Below are 18235 nucleotides of genomic sequence, written 5' to 3' on the forward strand. Positions count from 1 at the left end.
ATAAAGACTTGTAGGTGACTTCAAGCAGAGTCCAGCGCACTGCTCGTCGTGTCTCTTCGTAGCTTAACTTTTGCTGTTTTCTTTTTTCAGGCGCTTAAGGATATCGTTGTAAATTTTGGTTCGTCTATGAGTTTTTCCATAACTGCCAGCCGCTGCGACAGTGCCGGACTGCATGTGATCCAGATAACTGAAGATTTTACGCGGTGATAACATTTCAACGACATAGCCTAGCTCGGTCATGCGGTCCTGGAGGGTGTAGCCTGGCACGCGATCATCCATCGAGAAATGCATGTTGTGTTGTTTGATAAGTTTGCAGTTCCACAATGTGCAAAAACTCTTCAAGTAGACTTCTCTGTACGGTTTTGGTTCTCTGGAACGCAATCCCATGGAGATTTTGAGACGTCTGAAATGGTGTTTGAATAGGCGTGAGCTAAAGCGCCAAAGTGTTCGGGTAGTGCCGCGATTTATTTGCTCAACACAACCGACGGCTACGGTTTTTTGGTTTTTCAAGCATTTATTTAGCATCATCGGAAAAACATTTTTATCAAAAACAAATGTGTCGGTGTGCATCAGAAATAAATAATCAGTTTCAACTCGCTCCAAAACCAGGTCAAGTGCTTTGCCATGCGCGATATGCCCAGGTTCTGGCTCAGATACAGAGCGCTCGATTAAATTTATCCAGTCAAGCGTTCGTAAATACTCTGTGCTTTCATCGGCGGAATAGTTGTCAACTACCCATATTGGGACGTTGTGGTTGCCCACATGCTGGTGCAATAAGTCTAAGCATATCTTGGTGATTTCTGGTGTTTTGTAATTGACTATGACGATGCTGAAAGTTTTAGAGTTGTCAGCCAGAAAGCTAGTGTTATTCATCGTTCAGGTGTCCAATGATACTGCATGTTGTTGTAGGAATAATTGAACATGTATACAGCTTTCGCTTGTTTGTCTGTGCACTATTTGCTTGACTATAAAACACAATTTGTTAAGCCGCTTCGTCAAATATAACCATAGCTTACTCTGCCTGATGGAGGGCAAAATAAGCGGGCGTCATCGTATAAGGATCTGCGCTGTAGGTAAACGTTCGCGACTTAATTTGTTACACGTCCCCCCCGCTAGCTATCTCTCGTACGCGCAGCTTGGCTAAGTACAGCCATTGCTGTAGATACCGTGGCACTAACGGCTACTGCGCATTGAGCATTACTGATGAAACGTGCGGCCCAGTGCATCCAGGCGAACGGCGATGGGGGGCAAGCGCTGGCTGCTCAGGGCAAGGGTTTCGACATCGTCTGACGTGTTTTGCGCGATGGTCTGCACAGACTGCAAGCGCCCGACAACTTCGCGGCTTGCCGTGGATTGTTCGCGGGTGGTGGTGACAATGCGCCCATTGAGTTCATCGATATGCGAGATGTCGCTGCCCACCGCCTGCAACATCGCTGCCGCCAGCTGACTGTCTTCGACACAGCGCTCCACGCCTTCACGGCTGTCATGCATGGCCTCGACGGCTTTGCGGCTGCCTTGCTGCAAGGCCTCGATGATTGTTCTGATTTCCTTCGTGGAGAGGGCGGTGCGCTGCGCCAGGCTGCGCACTTCATCGGCCACAACGGCAAAGCCCCGGCCTTGCTCACCAGCGCGAGCGGCCTCGATGGCGGCGTTGAGGGCCAGCAGGTTGGTTTGGTCGGCAATACTGCTGATGACCTCCAGGACAGTACCGATTTGCTCCGCCTGTCCCGCCAGAACCTGCACGGTTGAGTGGGTGCCTTTCAGGCGCGACGCCAACTGAGTGATTTCATGTTGCGCCCGGTTCACACTTTCCTGTCCTCGGGTGATTTGCACGCTGGCCTGGCCGGCATGTTCAACGGCATGTTCGACGTGAACGGCAATATGCCCCATCGCGTCCCCCATCCGCTGCATCGAACCCGTCATCTGGGCAATTTCCGTCAGCTGATGCTTGGCCCCTTTTTCCAGCGTGTTGCTCGCCTTGGCAAGCTCCTGGCCCAGCTCACCCAAGCCGTGAGAGTCGCGAGCAACCCCGTCAACCAGGGCGGTAATCTGCATCAGGAATTGATCGAAACGATCCGCGAGCGATACATGCACCGTGGCCTTGTCTCCCTTGCCAGCATCAACGGCGAGCTGAGACGTGGCCGCGAGCATCTTGTCCAGCATGTCCTGGCTCTCCACCGCTTCGGCTTGACTGTGCACGGCCAGATAGAGCAGGGCGACCGTCTCCATGACCACATAGAACGCGTGAACAAACACCATCGTCCACCCACCGTGATGCGCCATGACGTAGACCGGAAAACCTTGATGTTGCAGCGCATGGAAGACCACGTGATGAACGGCGATCGTGGCAGCGGCGACCAGAATCGGTAGCCAGTCGCGATAAAAAGTCAGTACCGCCAGCAACGCGAAAATACCAAAGTGGGATTCAATGACGCCTTCGGCCTGATTGATATGCAACGCGGCCATGACCATAAAGCCAATGCCCAGGCAACACCGCATCCATCGCGTGCCGCCCATTGCGCGATAAAGCACCGTTAGCAGCAGACTCGTGCCGCCACCCACCAAAAACGCCTGAATAAACGTGTCGTGCCAGTAAGCCAGACCCAAAGCGAAGAGGAACATCAGCCAGATCAGGCCCAGCATGATTCGGTCGGCTTTGCGGTAGTGGTCAAGAAAACGAGGGGGCAAAGGCATTCACTTTTACTCCATGTCATTGAGCCGGAATAAAGCAGGTCATTCCGGCATGTCGAGGCATACATGAGAAACCGTGAAGAGCGTAGCCCTTTGCCATCACTCCTCCCGTGTTTGACGGTGAACACGGGAAACAAAGTCAGAAATAGAGGCAAGTAATGCTGAAGTGACGCGCAGTACGACAGGCTCCCTTGCAAACCGGCCGTGGGACTTGGGTGTTGATTGGAGGACAGGGAACCCACATCGTCGATAGCGTCTAAATTACAGAGAGATGTCCCGCCACGCGGAAGGAACGACTCATGCTCAGATCTCGCTCATTGATTGCAGCTATTACATGCCTTGCGCTGGTTTCCGGTTCAGTGACTGCATTGGCCGATCCTGGTAATGGAAAGGGCCAGGGAGACGGCAAGGGAAACCCGCAAAACAGCCAGGTTCATGGCAACCAGGGAGGTCAGGGAGGCAAAGGCAAAAACTCCGGGGGCGGCGATTGGGATAATGGCCCAAGCATCAATCGCGGCAGCGTTCTTGGGATTGTTGGCGGGTATCGGGACTACTGGAGCCCCGGACCTGCATTGCCACCCGGCATTCAAAAGAACCTCGCGCGAGGCAAGCCGCTTCCACCCGGGATTGCCAAAAAACTGGACGGCCGGTTGATCGGCAGGCTGCCTCATTATGATGGGTATGAATGGCAGCAAGTGGGCACCGACTTGATATTGGTCGCGCTGGCAACCGGGCTTATCTACGAAGTGCTCAACGGTGCTTTTGATTAATGGGCATGATCCATATGCCCATTTGAAGGTGGCAACCGGCGCAACCAGCGCTATTCGTCCACGCTGATGCCCGATCCCCCAAATTCGTTGGGGACATCCTTCAGCTTGGGCAATCCATCCTTGATGCGCAGCACTGTTTCCTGATAGTGGACGTGAACCCCAGGCGAATACGCGAAATCCGGGATGACCGCGGCATACACATCGATCAGCCCCATCTCGGGGTGTTCAGTAAAGAGGTGCCCGCCGCACGTCTTGCACCACTTGCGGTCACTGCGCGGCGTCTTGTTGTAGGTGCCGATGTTGTCAGCACCGCGAGTCACTTGCACCGCCTCGGGTTTCCACAGCGTGAAGGCATTTACCGGTCCTGCTGACCAATGCCGACACGATTCGCAATGGCAATAGCCCATTCCAACCGGCTCGCCACTGACTGTGAACTCGACTGCGCCGCAAAAACAACTGCCCTTGTAAGACCGTTCAATGCTCATGGCATGACTCCTTGATCAATTGTCAGGCGATACCGCCGGACTTCACCCGTCGATGTAGCGCACCGCAGTCGCCGGCGTACGCCGCACCTGCAGTTCGAAAATGTCAGGGCGCGCGTAATGCCCGGTGACGTCGAGTGCCCGCCGCGCTGGCGCCACGAGTGCGACGTCGATGTCCGCATACAGAATGCCTGCCTCTCGGTGTAATGGACCGGCCACGATCCGGCCTTGAGGACTGACCACCACCGAGTCGCCGTCGTTGATCCATTCGTCCGGATCGGGAAACAGTTGCGTACGAGCCGGGAAGTCGTCGGGGATGTCACTGCCGCGCAGCACGGTGCCGCTGCCGAGCACCCAACAGCGGCCCTCGAGTGCAATGTGACGCATCGTGCTGATCCAGCCTTCGCCCGTGTCGTACGTGGGGGCGACGTAGATTTCCACCCCTTGGGCATACAGTGAATAGCGTGCCAGCGGCATGTAGTTTTCCCAGCAGATGAGTGCACCCACGCGACCGACCGGTGTATCGACCGGACGCAACCCGGAGGCATCACCGAAGCCATGCACCATGCGCTCGGAATTGGTTGGCATCAGCTTGCGGTGTCGGTTGAGCACTGCGCCGTTCGCGCCGATAACGACTACGCTGTTATAGAGCGTGCCGCCACCATTGCGCCGGTCGCATTCATTGATGCCGCACACGATCGTCACCGCGTGGACCCTGGCGGCCTCGCACAATTGGCACAGGTCACCGTTGGTGATATCGACGGCGTTGGCCAGCAGCCGCGTGTGCAACTGGCCCATTACAGCCCCGTCCTTTCCCGCCGCCAGCCGCCAGATCCAGGACGGGTAACCGGGAATGTATGATTCGGGCAAAACGATCAGCGAGGCTCCCGCCGCTGCTGCCTCAGCGACCGATTGCACGGCCCGGGCGATCGTCGCGCTGCGATCGAGCAGCACGGGCGGGCGCTGAATGATGGCTACCTTGGTCATGGCGTGCTCCTTTGGTATTTGGCTTTCGAGGTTTCAGCGTGCGCGTGGCGAAGTGGTGGGGCTAGTTCAGAATCTGAAGCGTTGTAATTGCGGAGCCAAGGCAATGGACGAAAGCTACGGTCAGTTCTGCACGGTCGCGCGCGGTGCTGAAGCTCTGTGCGAGCGCTGGACTCCTTTGGTCGTGCGCGAGTTGTTGTGCGGCAGCAAGCGCTTCAATGAACTGCACCGCGGCGTGCCTCGGATGTCCACCAACCTGCTGGCACAACGTCTGCGCCATTTGGAAGAAATCGGCGTCGTGCACCGCACGGCCACCGGCAAAGTCTGGGAGTACAGCCTGACTGAGGCAGGCGAGGAACTGCGTCCCATCATCATGGCGCTAGGGCATTGGGGGGCGCGCTGGATCGGCAGTCGCCTTCGCGATGACGAACTCGACGCGGGCCTGCTGATGTGGGACGTGCGCCGGTTCGTGCGCATCGAAACGTTCCCGTCCCGACCGGTGGTCATCCAGTTCAAGTTCCGCGACGCGCGGCCCGGCGAGCAAGCGTGGTGGCTCGTGGTTGAACAGGGCGTGGCAGACCTGTGCCGCGACGATCCCGGACGCGAACTGACGCTCGTCGTGGACTCCAGCGTGCGAGCGTTGACCGAGGTGTGGACGGGCGACCGCACACCGCGGGAGGCTCTTCAGTCGCGAGAGCTGCGTGTAGATGGCGCGGTGAAGGATGCGGAAAGCTTGTGGCGCTGGCTTGGCACGAGCGCGTTCGCAGGTACCCGGAGCGCTGCACGCTAGCGCTGGCAGCTACCGATTAGGGCCGTGCACATTGCATTCCGTCGGTCGCAGGACTTGAACTGTCTGGGGCTTAATGCGTCATAAGACTCGCGCTATCAACCAACCCTACGGAAGCAATCATGCTTTTAAAGAATAAGAGTCTCGTTGCTGTAATGTCATGCGCCCTGATGCTTGCGGCTGCCCCATTACTCCCTGCTGACCTGTCCATCATGAACTCCGCCTATGCGAAAGACGGTGGTGGTGGTGGTGGTAATGGGGGCGGAAACGGTGGTGGTAATGGCGGTGGCCACGGCGGCGGTCACAGCGGTTCAGGTCATTCCGGCAACTCAGACAGCAACGGCCGCGGTAATGGACTGTCCAGCGATCATGCCGGCAAGGCTGTTCGCGACCGTGGTGAAAGCGGAAACCACTACGGCAGTGAGCGCAATAGTGATCGCGGCCATGGCCAAACGACTTCAGGCATCGCCCATTCCAAAGACACTCGCGGCGTGGCCAAAGCCAGAGCAGTCTCGACCACGACACCAGGCGATCACAACACGAAAGGGTTGAGCAAAGCCGGGACTTCGGTATCGAAAAAATCGCACTGATCAGCCATAAGGGCTGATGGGAAAGTCCAACAGACTCAACTGCAAACCCCGCAGCACGCAACTCTAAACAAAACGGGCGCCCGACAAGGCGCCCGTTTGCGTTTGTTCCGCTGCTTGAGTCCGTAAGCGTCGACCGATCACATCCTTTCTAGCGCAGCAGATGCACCGCCAAGCCGACAAGCGCGCAAGCCATCAGCACCTGAATGACGCCCCGTTTGAAGCGGAACAAGGCAATCGCCGCGGCAATGGCAATCAGTGCAGAGGGCCAATCGAGGTTACCGCTGAAGCCCTTCGGCCACAGCACGTGATAGCCGAAGAAACAAGCCAGATTGAGGATCACTCCAACCACCGCCGCTGTGATTGCGGTAAGCGGTGCAGTGAACTTGAGTTCGTTGTGGGTCGATTCCACCAGCGGGCCACCGGCGAGGATGAACAGGAACGAGGGCAGGAAAGTGAACCATGTCACCAGGGTGGCTGCGACAGCCCCGGCCAGAAATACATGATCGGCGCCGAACACTTGTAAGACGTACGCTCCAACAAAGCCGACGAAGGCCACCACCATGATCAGCGGCCCTGGTGTGGTTTCCCCCAGTGCCAAACCGTCGATCATCTGGGTCGGGGTAAGCCAGCCATAGTGACCGACCGCACCTTGATAGACATACGGGAGGACTGCATAGGCTCCGCCAAAAGTCAGCAACGCGGCCTTGGTAAAGAACCAGCCCATCTGGGTCAAGGTGCCTTCCCAACCAAAGAGGACGATCAAAATCCCCATCGGCAAAGCCCACAACGTGGCGCCAATCAGGGCGAGCGACGCCAGCTTGAACCAGCTGAACCGGGCATGTTCCGGGGACGGGGTGTCGTCATCGATCAAGGCTGGGCCGAAGGATTTTTTGGCAGCACTATGGCCTCCGGTTCTGAACTTCTCAGGCGCAAGGCGCCCTCCGACATAGCCGATTAACGCTGCCCCCAATACGATCAGAGGGAAAGGAACATTGAACGCGAAGATTGCGGTAAATGAAGCTGCTGCTATCGCCCATAGCCAATTATTCTTCAGCGCCCGAGAGCCGATCCTGTGTGCCGCCTGCACCACGATGGCCGTCACGGCAGGCTTGATCCCATAGAAGAGGCCGGCCACCACAGGCACTTCGCCGAACGCGATGTACATCCACGACAAAGCGATGAGGATGAACAGTGAGGGCAGCACAAACAACACTCCGGCGATCACTCCGCCCCAGGTTCGATGCATCAGCCAGCCGATGTAGGTCGCCAATTGCTGAGCCTCTGGCCCAGGCAGCAACATGCAATAGTTGAGCGCATGGAGAAAGCGTCGTTCGGAGATCCAGCGGCGACGTTCTACCAGTTCCTGGTGCATGAGCGAAATCTGTCCTGCTGGCCCGCCGAAACTGATGAAACCGAGCTTCAACCAGAACCAGAATGCCTCGCTCAAGCTGATCGCCTACGGCCTCGATAGATCCTCTTCAGCCGTTGATGCCAACACCTTACTCATTGGGTTGTTCCTCTTTCACAAACTCGGCGAGCAGGCCGTCGAAGATAGCGCTAGCAGCAGCCAGCAAGTGGTCGTCATGGGTAATGGTTTCGCGCAGTCCTGCCAGCACGCGCTCGATACCGGCAGCCTCCAAAGGCTGAATACCGCCGATATCGAGGTAGTGCACCAAGGCCGCGATGCGGTTCAGGCCGGGCTCTTGAAGCTCAAAACTGGCTTGCAGGGTTTCGAAGGTCACGCGATTGCCGACATGACTGAAGGTCGCTTCATCGAAGTCGAAGCCCAGCGCGTCTGCCGGACAGTCATGTGGAGTATTCAGCCAGAGTATCCGAGCTTGAGGATCAATGAAGCGCCGAATCAACCAGGCACAAGCCAGACGGTCAACCCACGGACGCTTACGTGTTGCCCAGACACGACTTTGATAGTCACCACGGTTCAGTGCCGTAATTGGCTCGTCGCGGCTATGTGGTTCATCCGCAGACAACGCTCTGCTGACAGCCAACTCAAGCTCCTGCAAGGCAGAATCAATCTGCTCCTTGGGCTTACCTGGGAAATAGTCGATGTGGGTGAGCTGATCGTAGTTTTTGCGCAGCTTGCGAATTTGTTTGGTGGTGGCCAATGCGTTTTCAGGATTGAGCTGCCCACGGCACTCTTCAATCTCTGCGCGTAGCTTGCTGTAGTCATCGCTACGGTCGAATAACTCGACAAAGCGCTCACCCTCCGGATCGACCACGGGCAGGATGTAAACAGTGCCATTGATAGAAAGGATGTCGCGCTCGACAGACGCCAGAGCATCGCGACAGACACCGGTATCAGGCAACAGATAGGCACCATCGCGCAAAACCGCTGCACCTGAGGCTTTCAGAGCGCGCCAAGCTCGCATGCGCTCGGTGGCATTCGCGGTGGGTAAAGCGAGAATCAATGTCAGCCAGTTGTTCATGTAGAGAGCGCTATTTATTTTGTAGTATTTCTTACATTATCGGTGTTTTTGGTGTTTGGAAAGCCGGAAAGCCAAAATCTGGGATTTTGGCGTGCATTAAATGGTGACTGATTTATTTTAAAGCGCTGTCAGCTGTCGCAAGCAATGACAGATTCATTCCTGAAACTGCCCGTCGTCTGGGAAGCGGGGCTGCTTTTGGACTGATTGCTTCCTATCGTGAAGGACCTCAATCGATTGTTGACTCAACCGGTCGATATAACAGATTGGCTAGCTACTTTCTTGGCAAATCTCTTACCAAAAGCAATCCACCATTTTTCATAATAGAAGGTCGAGATATGCGCGGTGAGAAAGATTGCGGCGAACAACAACGGGCGCTTCAAATATTTTATGACGGTGTCTCCGCTACCCAGCCAAGTATGTATTAGCAGCGGATGAACAACGTAGAGAGCGTACGAGATGGTGGCGATATAAAATAGAGCGCGGTTATTCAGAGTCTGGGCAACTAGTGTCCGACTGTTGAGTAACGTGCTCCCCACCATTGCTGCGGCAAGATAGGGGCGGAAGTAGTTCATGAAGCCCGCATCGGGATGACAGGACAAGACAAACAGGAGGCATAAAAATATTTGCGCGATCCCCGTGGGTGTCGGAAGTTTGACGAGGATGTTGCCCAGTCTGTTGTTGTATATCAGTGCAAGTATGCATCCGGAAAGTATTTCATCAATGCGGTAATAAGTGTTGATTGCGACATGGACATCATTCATGACTCGGTACATCGTGACGGCGATGCAGAGAAAAGGGATTAGCACTACCCACTTGTTTCTCATCAGAACCACCAGCAAAGCGATGGCGAAATAAAACTGGACCTCCATGCACAAACTCCATAGGTGGCCGTTTACACTGCCAAGCCACATAGGTGGCCAGTTGGCAATGAACAGAAAGTTTGCGATGTAGAAATCCGAAGTGCTGTTCATGACAGGTAAAGCAATTAACATGTACAACCAGGCGAGAGGCACAACCCGAAAGATCCTGCGGATTAAAAAATCAACGACACTGCTGTTGTTGAGCAGAAAATTTGTTATCAGGAAACCCGATAGCGTAAAAAATATAGCCATTCCCATAACGCCTGCGGCGGCATTAAATTGCCAAAGCTTTGGGCTGAGTGGTAGCAGGTGGCACGCCAAGACAAGCAAGATGCTTATGCCGCGCCATCCGTCAAGTACGCTGAATCGAGAGCCCGCTACGGAACTACTGTTCATATTTGCATCCCGCTCTTGGGTCGAAAGAGGGTATTCGATAAAGGCAGTGCTGCGTCTGAAGACTGTCTGGATTCATATAAAAAACCAGTAGTTGCAGCGGTGAAAAATTCAAGAAATCAGACCATTTAAGTCTGTAGTCTAGGACACCTTTTGCACTTTACACTTCACGCCAGGGAAAAATTCCAGTCGCGAGGAATTCGCTAAATGACTGGATTTTTGACGTTGTTTGTTTGACGTTGCTTGTTGCCAACCGTTCTGACAGATTGCACGGGTGCTGGAACTGTCCCAACGTTTTTTTTGTTGAGCTGCGGCAGGTCTCGTACCACGACTCTACAAACTGTCTTCTTTGTTGATAGATGACTGAAGAAACTCTGCTATCAGCGATGTAATCTGCTGTTGAATCACCCCACGCGGGCGAGCGCTGTCACCATCCCTGCAAATGATGCCATCGCCTGGTACTTCTTCTTCGAGCAATACCTCCGCGCCAGGTTTGCACACCGACAAGAAACTGAAATGGCTTGCGTCGCTGATTTCGACGTAACGGCTTGACGCCGGAGGCAGCCGTTTGGCCAGGTTGGCAGACTCCAACTCAGCGGGAAGCTCGCTCGACGGTACGCCGGCAGCGATCACCAGCGCTGGTATCGGCAGCGCGGCCAGGCTTTCATCGGTCATGCCCCGTGAAAGGCCCAGGTCCAAGGTAACCACAGCAGTGACGCGTTTATCGCGCAAATCGGCGGACAACGCGGCCTTTGATTCTGAGGTGCTTGCGGAGTTTATCTTTCCATAGACGGTGCAACTTGTTAATTGCGGGTGGGCGTTGCAGTCCTGGGCGAAGCGGTCTGGATCGAAACGAGCACCGGCGATCTCCAGGGCGGTCCAGCCGCCGAGTGAATGGCCCACCACTGCAATTCGGTCATTGGCGACCAAGCCGAATTTTTCAGGTTGAGTCGTGACCCCATCAATGGCTCGGCGCACATCAACGGGCCGCAGCCATAACTGCGCTGCTGCTTGAGGGCTACGGTCATGAGTGGTGGTGCCAGGGTGATTGATGGCGGCGACAATGTAACCCCTATGAGCCAGAGCGCTGGCAAGCCAGATCTGGTTGCTCCAGTTACCCCTGTACCCGTGGGAGAGCACCAACAATGGATGCTTGCCAGCTGCGGGCGGCGCGTCACGAACGGCAGAAGCCCCGACGAACACCACATCATCGCCGATCATTTGCGTGGCTGCGGTAGTTGCACTGGGGTACCAGACGACCATCTCCAGTGCGCGGTCATTGTGCGAGTCCGCCAGTGTGGAAGAGTGGAAGCCGACAGGGTTCTCGTCAGCGAGTGCGATAGTCGTCAGCCAAGTCAACAATAGGGCGCTAAAAGCTATTTTCAATGTCGTTTCTTCCTTGATTAGACCAGTGCATGGCAACCTGAACCCGCCGTCAGGCGCATCCACCTTCGTAGGGAGTCGAAGCTAATGTGGCTGCATATAAGCACGAACATTAAAGCCCACATTCGAACCGCCCGCTGAACGATTTAGCCAATCTGATGCATCCACCGGTTGAATCCACAGCCGATAACAGCCTGTCGCGAAGGGCGGCAATCAACCCTTTGTCACCTCCCGCCTGATCACCCCTTTTAGGGTCTCTACTTCTAGTCAGGTCCTGTACATACAGAGGGGAGCGTGCAATGAGCAACGAACAGGCGGCACCTGAGACGAAAGGCGTTACGGTGAAGTTACTGGCAACGATTGACCTGGGTCCTGAGATCGAGGGTATGGCAGGGCGCCAACTCAGAATGCGCAGGGTGACCATCGAGCCTCGAGGCGTCTTCGGGCCGATTCACAACCATATTGACAGACCAGGCACCGTCTACATTCTGCAAGGAACGATCACTGACCATCGAAATGGAGTCGCCACGGATTATGGGCCGGGAGTGGGCTGGCCCGAGGACAGGAACACCACACACTGGCTTGAGAACAGAGGCACGATTGCGGCGGTGGAGATCTCGGTCGATATTGTCCGGCAAGAGTAAGCTCAGGACCAAAAGGGACCACCGTTAGCCGGTCTCAAGTCAAGGCTTGCCTCAACAGCAGGGGGCCTGAAGCGTCAGCGACAAACTGTCTGCCAAGCGCCTGGCCTGCTGAGTCGCGTCCTCGCGCGCGCGCCGATCAACGTCTTCCCCCAGGATGGTTTTCTCCACAATCACCGAATGCACATCCGTGATGCCGATAAATTTCAGCCAGGCTTCCACGTAGGGCTTCTGGAAGTCGAAGCGCTCTGCCGGTGTGATCGACTGCGCCGAAAAATCCAGGCCGCGGGCGTACATCACCACGGCGAGTTTGTTGTGCAGCATGCCTTCCAGACCGCGTTCCGGGTCAACGCTGAACAGGATGTCTTTCTGCGATACCAGGTCGATGAAGTGCTTGAGTTTGTACGGGATGCTGAAATTCCACAGCGGTACGGACATCACGAGAACATCCGCGCGGTGCAGGTGACTTGCCAACTCTTTTAACGTGTTCCAGGCGTCTTGTTGTGCGGGGGTCAACGGCGTGCCATTCAGCCCGGCGTATTTGGCCTCCATGGCCAGATCATCGAATTCCGGCAGAGCCATGTTCCAGAGGTCGAGGGTGATGATTTCGGTGTCCGGGGTGTTTGCTTGATAACGCGCAATGAAGCTGCGGGCGACTTCAAGGGAAGCCGAACGCTGCTTGCGTGGAGAACACTGAATATGGAGAAGAGTCGTCATGGCACACCTTGGATGATGGGGAGGCAGGGCAGGTGAGAGCATTGCAACATAGTTGTATTTGAAATATAAATCGTAAATTAGAACTCAATTGATCACGTATAAAACTATGTTCGATGCTCTGCTGCTCAAGACATTTGTCACGGTCGTCGATGAAGACGGCTTCAGCCGTGCAGCCCAGAAGCTGCACCTCACTCAGTCTGCGGTCAGTGGCCATGTGCGGCGATTGGAAGAACAGGTTGGTAAACCCCTGTTGACGCGCACCACCCGTTCCCAGCAACTGACTGCCGATGGCGAGCGCCTGGTCTCTTATGCGCGCACGATCCTCGCGCTGAACCGTGATGCCTGGACAGACCTGACACGCACGCCGTTTCACGGGCGGCTGCGGATCGGGGTGTCCGAAGATTTTGTCGAGTCTCGATTACTGCGCACTGTTCAGGATTTCGCGGCGCAGTACCCGGGGATGAAGATCGAGGTGCAGGTGAACATTCCGGGTACGTTACTGGCGCTGATGAAGCAAGGGCATCTGGAGGTGGTCATCGGTTCGCTGTGCGAAACCAGCGAAGCGGGGCTGTTGCTATGGCAAGAACCGCTGGTGTGGGCCTGGTCGGCGCAACCCGTCACCCGGTTACCCACGCCGTTGCCGCTGGCCCTGTTCCCCGAACCGTGTCCTTATCGCGAGGCCGCGCTGACGAGGCTGGCGCAGGCGGGGATCGCCCAACGCACGGCGATGTTGTGCAGCAGCACGGCCGGGTTGCGGGCGGCGGCCCTGGCAGGCTTCGCGATAGCGCCCATGCCACTCAGTCAGTTGGGGCAAGGATTGGCGGTGATTGGGGTAGAACAAGGATTGCCGGATTTGCCGGATGCGCAATGTCGGCTGTTCACCTCGCCTGAGGCGGATCAGGCGATTGTGGCGGCGGTCACTCAGATGATTGTGGAGTATTGCTCTAAGCGGAGGGCTTGATTGTCATTTCAAGGGCCTTCTTGAGCGTCTCGGGTAGCGGTTATTATTGCGCTCCGTTAAACAGGATTGCTCAGGCACGAGCATTCCGTTCGCTACTTACAGAGTGCAATCCACGTACTCGCTCAGCAGCAAATCAAGGATGTGATCCCAGTGGGCAAAGAAATTATCTTAATGCGTCATGGTCAGCCGAATCTGGCTACGCTCGACAAGGTTTCAGCACTTGGTATGAAGCGCTGGATTGAGCAATACGACTTATCCGAAATTGCGAACGAGCCTGTCCCTAAAGCGAGTTTGGAACTGGCCGCTACCGCCAAAGTAATTGTCTCAAGCAGCGCGCCCCGTGCGCTCACATCTATCCGGGCCTTGGGCCTTCAACCCGCCATCGTGGATGAGATTTTTTTCGAGGCACAGTTACCCTATGGACGATGGGCACTGCCGCGACTTTCACCATTCACGTGGGTATTTATTCTTCGTATTTTATGGATGTGCGGTTTCTCCGGGAATGTTGAGTCTGCCCGCAAGGCGAGGGTACGGGCCATTGAGGCAGCACAACGACTTCAGTCCCTTAGCTGTGAAGGCTCAGTTCTTCTGCTCGGTCATGGATTCATGAACCGAATGATTGCAAAGCAGCTGGAAGCTGCTGGATGGACTCGCCATACAAGTACCGGCAATCGATACTGGAGCGCTGCGACCTACCGAACGAGTAGTTGAGGCATATATTTTGATTAGCCAAATGACGGATATTGTCTGGCGCGTATTCGCCAGACGCTTACAGTCCGATGGATGCTGGCACAGCTCTTTGTTTACGGACCGGTACGTGTCAAGGTACCTGTCACCTTGTTCCAACTGTTGTTAGCCAGCTGCACCCTTAACCTCAGGGCGCTCTGGGTTTAAATACACCGCATCTGCCAGCTTCCAGTTGCGTGTCCGAGTACTCCAGCGGCTCGGATTAGCGTCCCTGGCGTCTTCATAAAGCACTGCTCTAGCTTGTAATAGAACCGTCGCCTTGCCTTCGTGGCGTTCGTTCGGCGTGACGTATTTCAAGGCGCTGTGGCGGTGATCTTCGTTGTACCACTCGATAAATTTCTGCACCCAAAGCCTTGCTTCAGTGACCGTATCAAATGGTTGATCCGGCCAGAGTGGGCAGTACTTGGCGGTACGGAAAAGCGCCTCGGCATAAGCGTTGTCATTGCTCACCCTCGGCCGGCTGAAGGACGGCTCGACGCCCAGGGCGATCATGCTTTCACGTAATAAAGAGCCTCTCATAACGTGGCCGTTATCCGAGTGCAACACCAACGGACGACCCGCTGTGTGCTCCCGCAAGCATCCCTTTCTGAGCAACTCACACGCGTGTTCGGCACATTCCACCTCATGCACTTCATTAGCGACCAGCTTGCGGCTGTAGACATCCTTGACCATGTACCAGTAGAAAAAACGGCCTTTGACGGTGCTGGGCAGCCAGGTGATATCCCAGCACCACACCTGATTGGGTGCGTCAGCACGGTGCGTCGTCAGTACTCTGCGTTTCGGGGTCTTGGTACGACCACGGCGCACGTTTTGATTGGCGGCTTTTAACACACGGTAAAACGTCGACTCCGAAGCCAGATAAATGCCTTCATCCGCTAGTTTTGGAACGATTTGGTGCGGGGTGAGGCTGGCGTAGCCAGCCTGATTGGCAGCATCAAGCACCGCTTGGCGTTCTGTCTTACTGAGCTTATTAGCCGGAGCTGCCCGTTGAGCCAGCCGTCGTCCGTCACAGTCAGCGTGTCGCCAGCGTTGGACTGTGCGCAGGCTCAGCCCCAACTCATTGCAGGCTCGATATCGACGAGCGCCATTGAGTACCGCGTCTGCAATCAACTTCATGGCTTGCGTACGATCAGAGGCGTCGATCAGTCTTCCTTGTCCTTGCCCCAGATCGCATTGGCTTTTTTTCTGAGATCCAGCAAGGCCACCGCCTCCGCACGTCCGGCATCAGACTGAATCAATTGACGCTCAAGTATTTTGATACGCCGTTGCTCGGCCGTCTTAGAGGTTCGAGAGTTGAGATCAACGACCGGATTGGCGTTTTGGCATGCCATTCGCCACTGTTGGATTTGCTCAGGGTAAATGCCTTTGATTCGGCAATACTGAGAGATCTCCACCTCGCTCAACGGCGCGGTTTCCATGACAGCATTGAATTTATCGGCGCTAGACCATTGGTCACTGGTCTTGCCGTTTCCCGGAACGATCAAGCCTTTATCTCTAGCCATTTGTCTCCAATTTCGCAGTGACTGTGGCGTGAGATTGAGCGCAACGGCAAGTTCTGCCACTGATCGATTGAGGGGCGGCATCATTTGCAAAACGACCCAGTCTTTGAAGTCGTTGTCGTAGCGTTTGCCTAGCTTGGACATCGATATGTACCTTCGCCCTCTTGAATGAACGAGTCAATCAACAAGGGCGACAGGTAGCCTGACACGGAGGGGGACACAAAAAACGGGCGCCTTGATGGCGCCCGTTTTCATTTCATCCATCGCCCTAACCATGGCCGACCGCACAGCGGCTTTTTACCGTATGAAAGGGTTCACATTTTATTTCACATACTGACTTGATGAAGAGGCGCTAATTTACTGGCCTCCAGAGGTTTTGTAGGCTCTTAAAACAAAATTATCTTCACATTTTATTTCACATATTTTTTGTGAAATGACTTCGGTCAATGGGCTCACGAAATGCTCCGTCAGCCGCGTTTATGCACAGATTGCAATTGCAGAAAACGGGCGCCCATTGAGGCGCCCGTTTTTACTTACTCCTTCACCTGCGCTCGTAAGCGTCGACCGATCACGTCCATCAAGTCACAGCCGTCGCGTAACGGAATGACTAACAGCTGCGAAAAGTCTTTCAATACCACCGTGTCGCAACCGAGCTCGGCGCGGAAGGCGATGTTTTCCAACACCTGCGTGACCGTGCGAATGCGGTAGTCAGCCATGGCTTGCAAGACGTCGAGTGGAGCTTGGGTGTCGATGAGCAGGGAGGCCGGGATCAGGTCGATTCCGGTGAGTGGCATGTATCTTTCCATAGGTAAAACTCCGATCAAGGCAAAGGTTGACTGTCCCTCAATCGTCGCCAAACGAATGGGTGACAGCTGTACGCAGGTTGGCGAACCGGGATCGGAATACCGGCAGACCCGAAGGTCTCCCGCGCACAGCTGCCATAAAGACAACTTTGCTGGCATGCAGAAGCGCTTGCATTAAAGCACAGCGCTTTTGCATCCGATCGATCAGGTCGCCAAACCCGAGTCGCCATTGTGGGCGACGCAGCGGACTCTAAGCTTCATCGGAACGGTGGGCAAGGTGAGGGATTCCGAGAGTTATGTAGGAATTTCATGGTCGTCCTAGGACCTTTGCTAATCACGGCAAATCGAGCAAAGGTGAAAGCTTTATTTAAATAAGGGCATGAGCTAAATAAGTCAGCCACCCCTTAATTCACGGCTTCTTCTCCGGAACCTCAAAACTCACCACCGTACTAGTCAAAATCTTATGACTCGGATCAGCCACTTCAAGAAAAACCTTGTGAGTACCAGGCGTCAGCCCGACCAAAATAATCGGGTCTTCATTGGTGTGCGCCCATGTACCTTTCCAGTCGTCGACTGTCACGTGAAGGTGACCGAGACGAGGTGATACATCAGCGGCAACTTTGCCAAAAACCGGCATGATCCGGGCGTGCTCTGTTCGATACTGGATGATGACAACTCCGCGGGCGAGCGGCGCGGCGAGCGGCGGATAGGCAATGAGTTTTGGCCCTGTCTCAGACTCCAACGGGAGTATGGCCGGTGGCTGATGGGTGTCGGCTGCCTCTTGACCCCACGCGGCGATGCAAAAGAAGACACCCAACGCAAGGGTGGATAGGTTTCCGAGAGCGAGGGGCATGGTGTTTTTCTCCCGCGTGATCTCATTCAAGGCTAGATCAAACCGGGCAGTTGTCTATGTAAAAGCTGCCACGCTCTGCAAAACAGCCGAGTGGGGAGGGGACGGAAGATGGGTGTTGAATACGAGCCCTTATAACGACAGGGATCGGAGAAAAACATCCCGCGGATGGAGCGACGCAAAATGAGAGCTAAGCTTCCTTCTACTGTCGGGCTTATTGAGCAGATTGGGCTTTGCGGCCATGGCGTGTAACCGCCTTCAGCGGTCACCACGCCGTTACAACACCCTGTCCGATCTTGAGCGTCAGCCCTTCACAACCGCCTCGGAGGGGAGCCAATGAAACATTTCGTCATGCTCATCGCGATCTCTTTGCTGACCACTGCTTGTCAGAGCACAAATGATAATGGCGTCACCCGACTAGACAATTGTGTCTGCTATAAATCGTCCGAGGCACAACATTTGCCAGCATCACAAATGGCATGGAAAGACCCCGAAACGTTGCAGAAGCAATTCTCACATTGCATTTGCCGAGCCTTGGTTGACCTGAAGAAGGTCGATGATCCCGGTAAATTTTTCGTGCCCGGAACCGAAATAAGAACCGAACTGAAATAAAGCAAGATCGGAAAAGGCGAT

General features: G+C 55.1%; 18 protein-coding genes and 1 pseudogene. 7 read left to right on the forward strand and 12 right to left on the reverse strand.

From position 1 onward, the window contains the following. Positions 1 to 63 precede the first annotated feature (63 nt). Both ACA056_RS10965 and ACA056_RS10970 read right to left on the reverse strand, forming a co-directional pair. Positions 64 to 873, reverse strand: a complete 810-nt coding sequence (locus ACA056_RS10965; RefSeq protein ID WP_497272633.1) for a glycosyltransferase family 2 protein — start codon at positions 871 to 873, stop codon at positions 64 to 66. A 324-nt stretch (positions 874 to 1197) separates the two neighbouring features. Further along, the gene (locus ACA056_RS10970) at positions 1198 to 2694 is read right to left on the reverse strand and encodes a methyl-accepting chemotaxis protein (RefSeq protein WP_497272635.1); all 1497 of its coding nucleotides are present in this window, start codon (positions 2692 to 2694) and stop codon (positions 1198 to 1200) included. Between the two features lie 296 nt (positions 2695 to 2990). Here ACA056_RS10970 and ACA056_RS10975 point away from each other — a divergent pair, with 296 nt between their 5' ends. After that, positions 2991 to 3461: an anti-virulence regulator CigR family protein gene (locus ACA056_RS10975; protein WP_497272637.1), complete on the forward strand. Its 471-nt coding sequence runs from the start codon at positions 2991 to 2993 to the stop codon at positions 3459 to 3461. Positions 3462 to 3511: 50 nt separating this feature from the next. Here the strand turns inward: ACA056_RS10975 and ACA056_RS10980 are convergent, their stop codons facing one another. Beyond that, on the reverse strand, positions 3512 to 3946 hold the full coding sequence (locus ACA056_RS10980; RefSeq protein ID WP_497272639.1) for a GFA family protein: 435 nt from the start codon (positions 3944 to 3946) through the stop codon (positions 3512 to 3514). Positions 3947 to 3988: 42 nt separating this feature from the next. After that, positions 3989 to 4930: a carbon-nitrogen hydrolase family protein gene (locus tag ACA056_RS10985; RefSeq protein WP_497272641.1), complete on the reverse strand. Its 942-nt coding sequence runs from the start codon at positions 4928 to 4930 to the stop codon at positions 3989 to 3991. 103 nt (positions 4931 to 5033) lie between these two features. Here ACA056_RS10985 and ACA056_RS10990 point away from each other — a divergent pair, with 103 nt between their 5' ends. Together ACA056_RS10990 and ACA056_RS10995 are read left to right on the forward strand one after the other, a co-directional pair. Next, positions 5034 to 5717 (forward strand): winged helix-turn-helix transcriptional regulator, encoded by a 684-nt coding sequence (locus ACA056_RS10990; RefSeq protein ID WP_497272643.1) that lies wholly within the window; start codon positions 5034 to 5036, stop codon positions 5715 to 5717. Between the two features lie 152 nt (positions 5718 to 5869). Next, positions 5870 to 6007, forward strand: a pseudogene (locus ACA056_RS10995) (hypothetical protein); the annotation flags it as partial. Positions 6008 to 6452: 445 nt separating this feature from the next. Here the strand turns inward: ACA056_RS10995 and chrA are convergent. From chrA to ACA056_RS11015, 4 genes are all read right to left on the reverse strand, one after another. After that, positions 6453 to 7757, reverse strand: a complete 1305-nt coding sequence (chrA, locus tag ACA056_RS11000; protein WP_497273516.1) for a chromate efflux transporter — start codon at positions 7755 to 7757, stop codon at positions 6453 to 6455. Between the two features lie 46 nt (positions 7758 to 7803). Further along, a complete protein-coding gene (locus ACA056_RS11005; RefSeq protein ID WP_497272645.1) occupies positions 7804 to 8748 on the reverse strand; it encodes a chromate resistance protein ChrB domain-containing protein in 945 nt (314 codons plus the stop codon). A 242-nt stretch (positions 8749 to 8990) separates the two neighbouring features. Beyond that, the gene (locus tag ACA056_RS11010; RefSeq protein WP_497272647.1) at positions 8991 to 10004 is read right to left on the reverse strand and encodes an acyltransferase family protein; all 1014 of its coding nucleotides are present in this window, start codon (positions 10002 to 10004) and stop codon (positions 8991 to 8993) included. Positions 10005 to 10334: 330 nt separating this feature from the next. Continuing rightward, positions 10335 to 11387, reverse strand: a complete 1053-nt coding sequence (locus ACA056_RS11015; protein WP_497272649.1) for an alpha/beta hydrolase family protein — start codon at positions 11385 to 11387, stop codon at positions 10335 to 10337. 296 nt (positions 11388 to 11683) lie between these two features. Here ACA056_RS11015 and ACA056_RS11020 point away from each other — a divergent pair, with 296 nt between their 5' ends. After that, complete coding sequence (locus tag ACA056_RS11020; RefSeq protein ID WP_497272651.1) at positions 11684 to 12028, forward strand: cupin domain-containing protein; 345 nt, start codon at positions 11684 to 11686, stop codon at positions 12026 to 12028. A 51-nt stretch (positions 12029 to 12079) separates the two neighbouring features. Here the strand turns inward: ACA056_RS11020 and ACA056_RS11025 are convergent, their stop codons facing one another. Further along, on the reverse strand, positions 12080 to 12742 hold the full coding sequence (locus ACA056_RS11025; RefSeq protein ID WP_497272653.1) for an FMN-dependent NADH-azoreductase: 663 nt from the start codon (positions 12740 to 12742) through the stop codon (positions 12080 to 12082). A 106-nt stretch (positions 12743 to 12848) separates the two neighbouring features. Between ACA056_RS11025 and ACA056_RS11030 the strand changes: the two genes are divergently transcribed. Together ACA056_RS11030 and ACA056_RS11035 are read left to right on the forward strand one after the other, a co-directional pair. Further along, the gene (locus tag ACA056_RS11030) at positions 12849 to 13703 is read left to right on the forward strand and encodes a LysR substrate-binding domain-containing protein (protein WP_497272655.1); all 855 of its coding nucleotides are present in this window, start codon (positions 12849 to 12851) and stop codon (positions 13701 to 13703) included. Positions 13704 to 13853: 150 nt separating this feature from the next. Then, entirely contained in the window at positions 13854 to 14414 is a 561-nt protein-coding gene (locus tag ACA056_RS11035) for a histidine phosphatase family protein (protein ID WP_497272657.1), read from the forward strand. 141 nt (positions 14415 to 14555) lie between these two features. On the opposite strand, the gene ACA056_RS11040 is transcribed toward ACA056_RS11035, so the two are convergent. From ACA056_RS11040 to ACA056_RS11050, 3 genes are all read right to left on the reverse strand, one after another. Further along, positions 14556 to 16093 (reverse strand): IS3 family transposase gene (locus ACA056_RS11040; RefSeq protein WP_497272435.1). Its coding sequence is split into 2 segments (ribosomal slippage): positions 14556 to 15625 and positions 15625 to 16093, totalling 1539 coding nucleotides; the frame shifts between segments, so codons are not numbered across the junction. Between the two features lie 389 nt (positions 16094 to 16482). Beyond that, complete coding sequence (locus ACA056_RS11045; RefSeq protein WP_497272659.1) at positions 16483 to 16755, reverse strand: hypothetical protein; 273 nt, start codon at positions 16753 to 16755, stop codon at positions 16483 to 16485. Between the two features lie 406 nt (positions 16756 to 17161). Next, a complete protein-coding gene (locus ACA056_RS11050; protein WP_497273517.1) occupies positions 17162 to 17605 on the reverse strand; it encodes a DUF6130 family protein in 444 nt (147 codons plus the stop codon). Between the two features lie 333 nt (positions 17606 to 17938). Here ACA056_RS11050 and ACA056_RS11055 point away from each other — a divergent pair, with 333 nt between their 5' ends. Next, positions 17939 to 18214: a hypothetical protein gene (locus tag ACA056_RS11055; protein WP_497272661.1), complete on the forward strand. Its 276-nt coding sequence runs from the start codon at positions 17939 to 17941 to the stop codon at positions 18212 to 18214. Positions 18215 to 18235 lie beyond the last annotated feature (21 nt).

It is taken from the genome of Pseudomonas sp. LBUM1666, assembly GCF_059695775.1.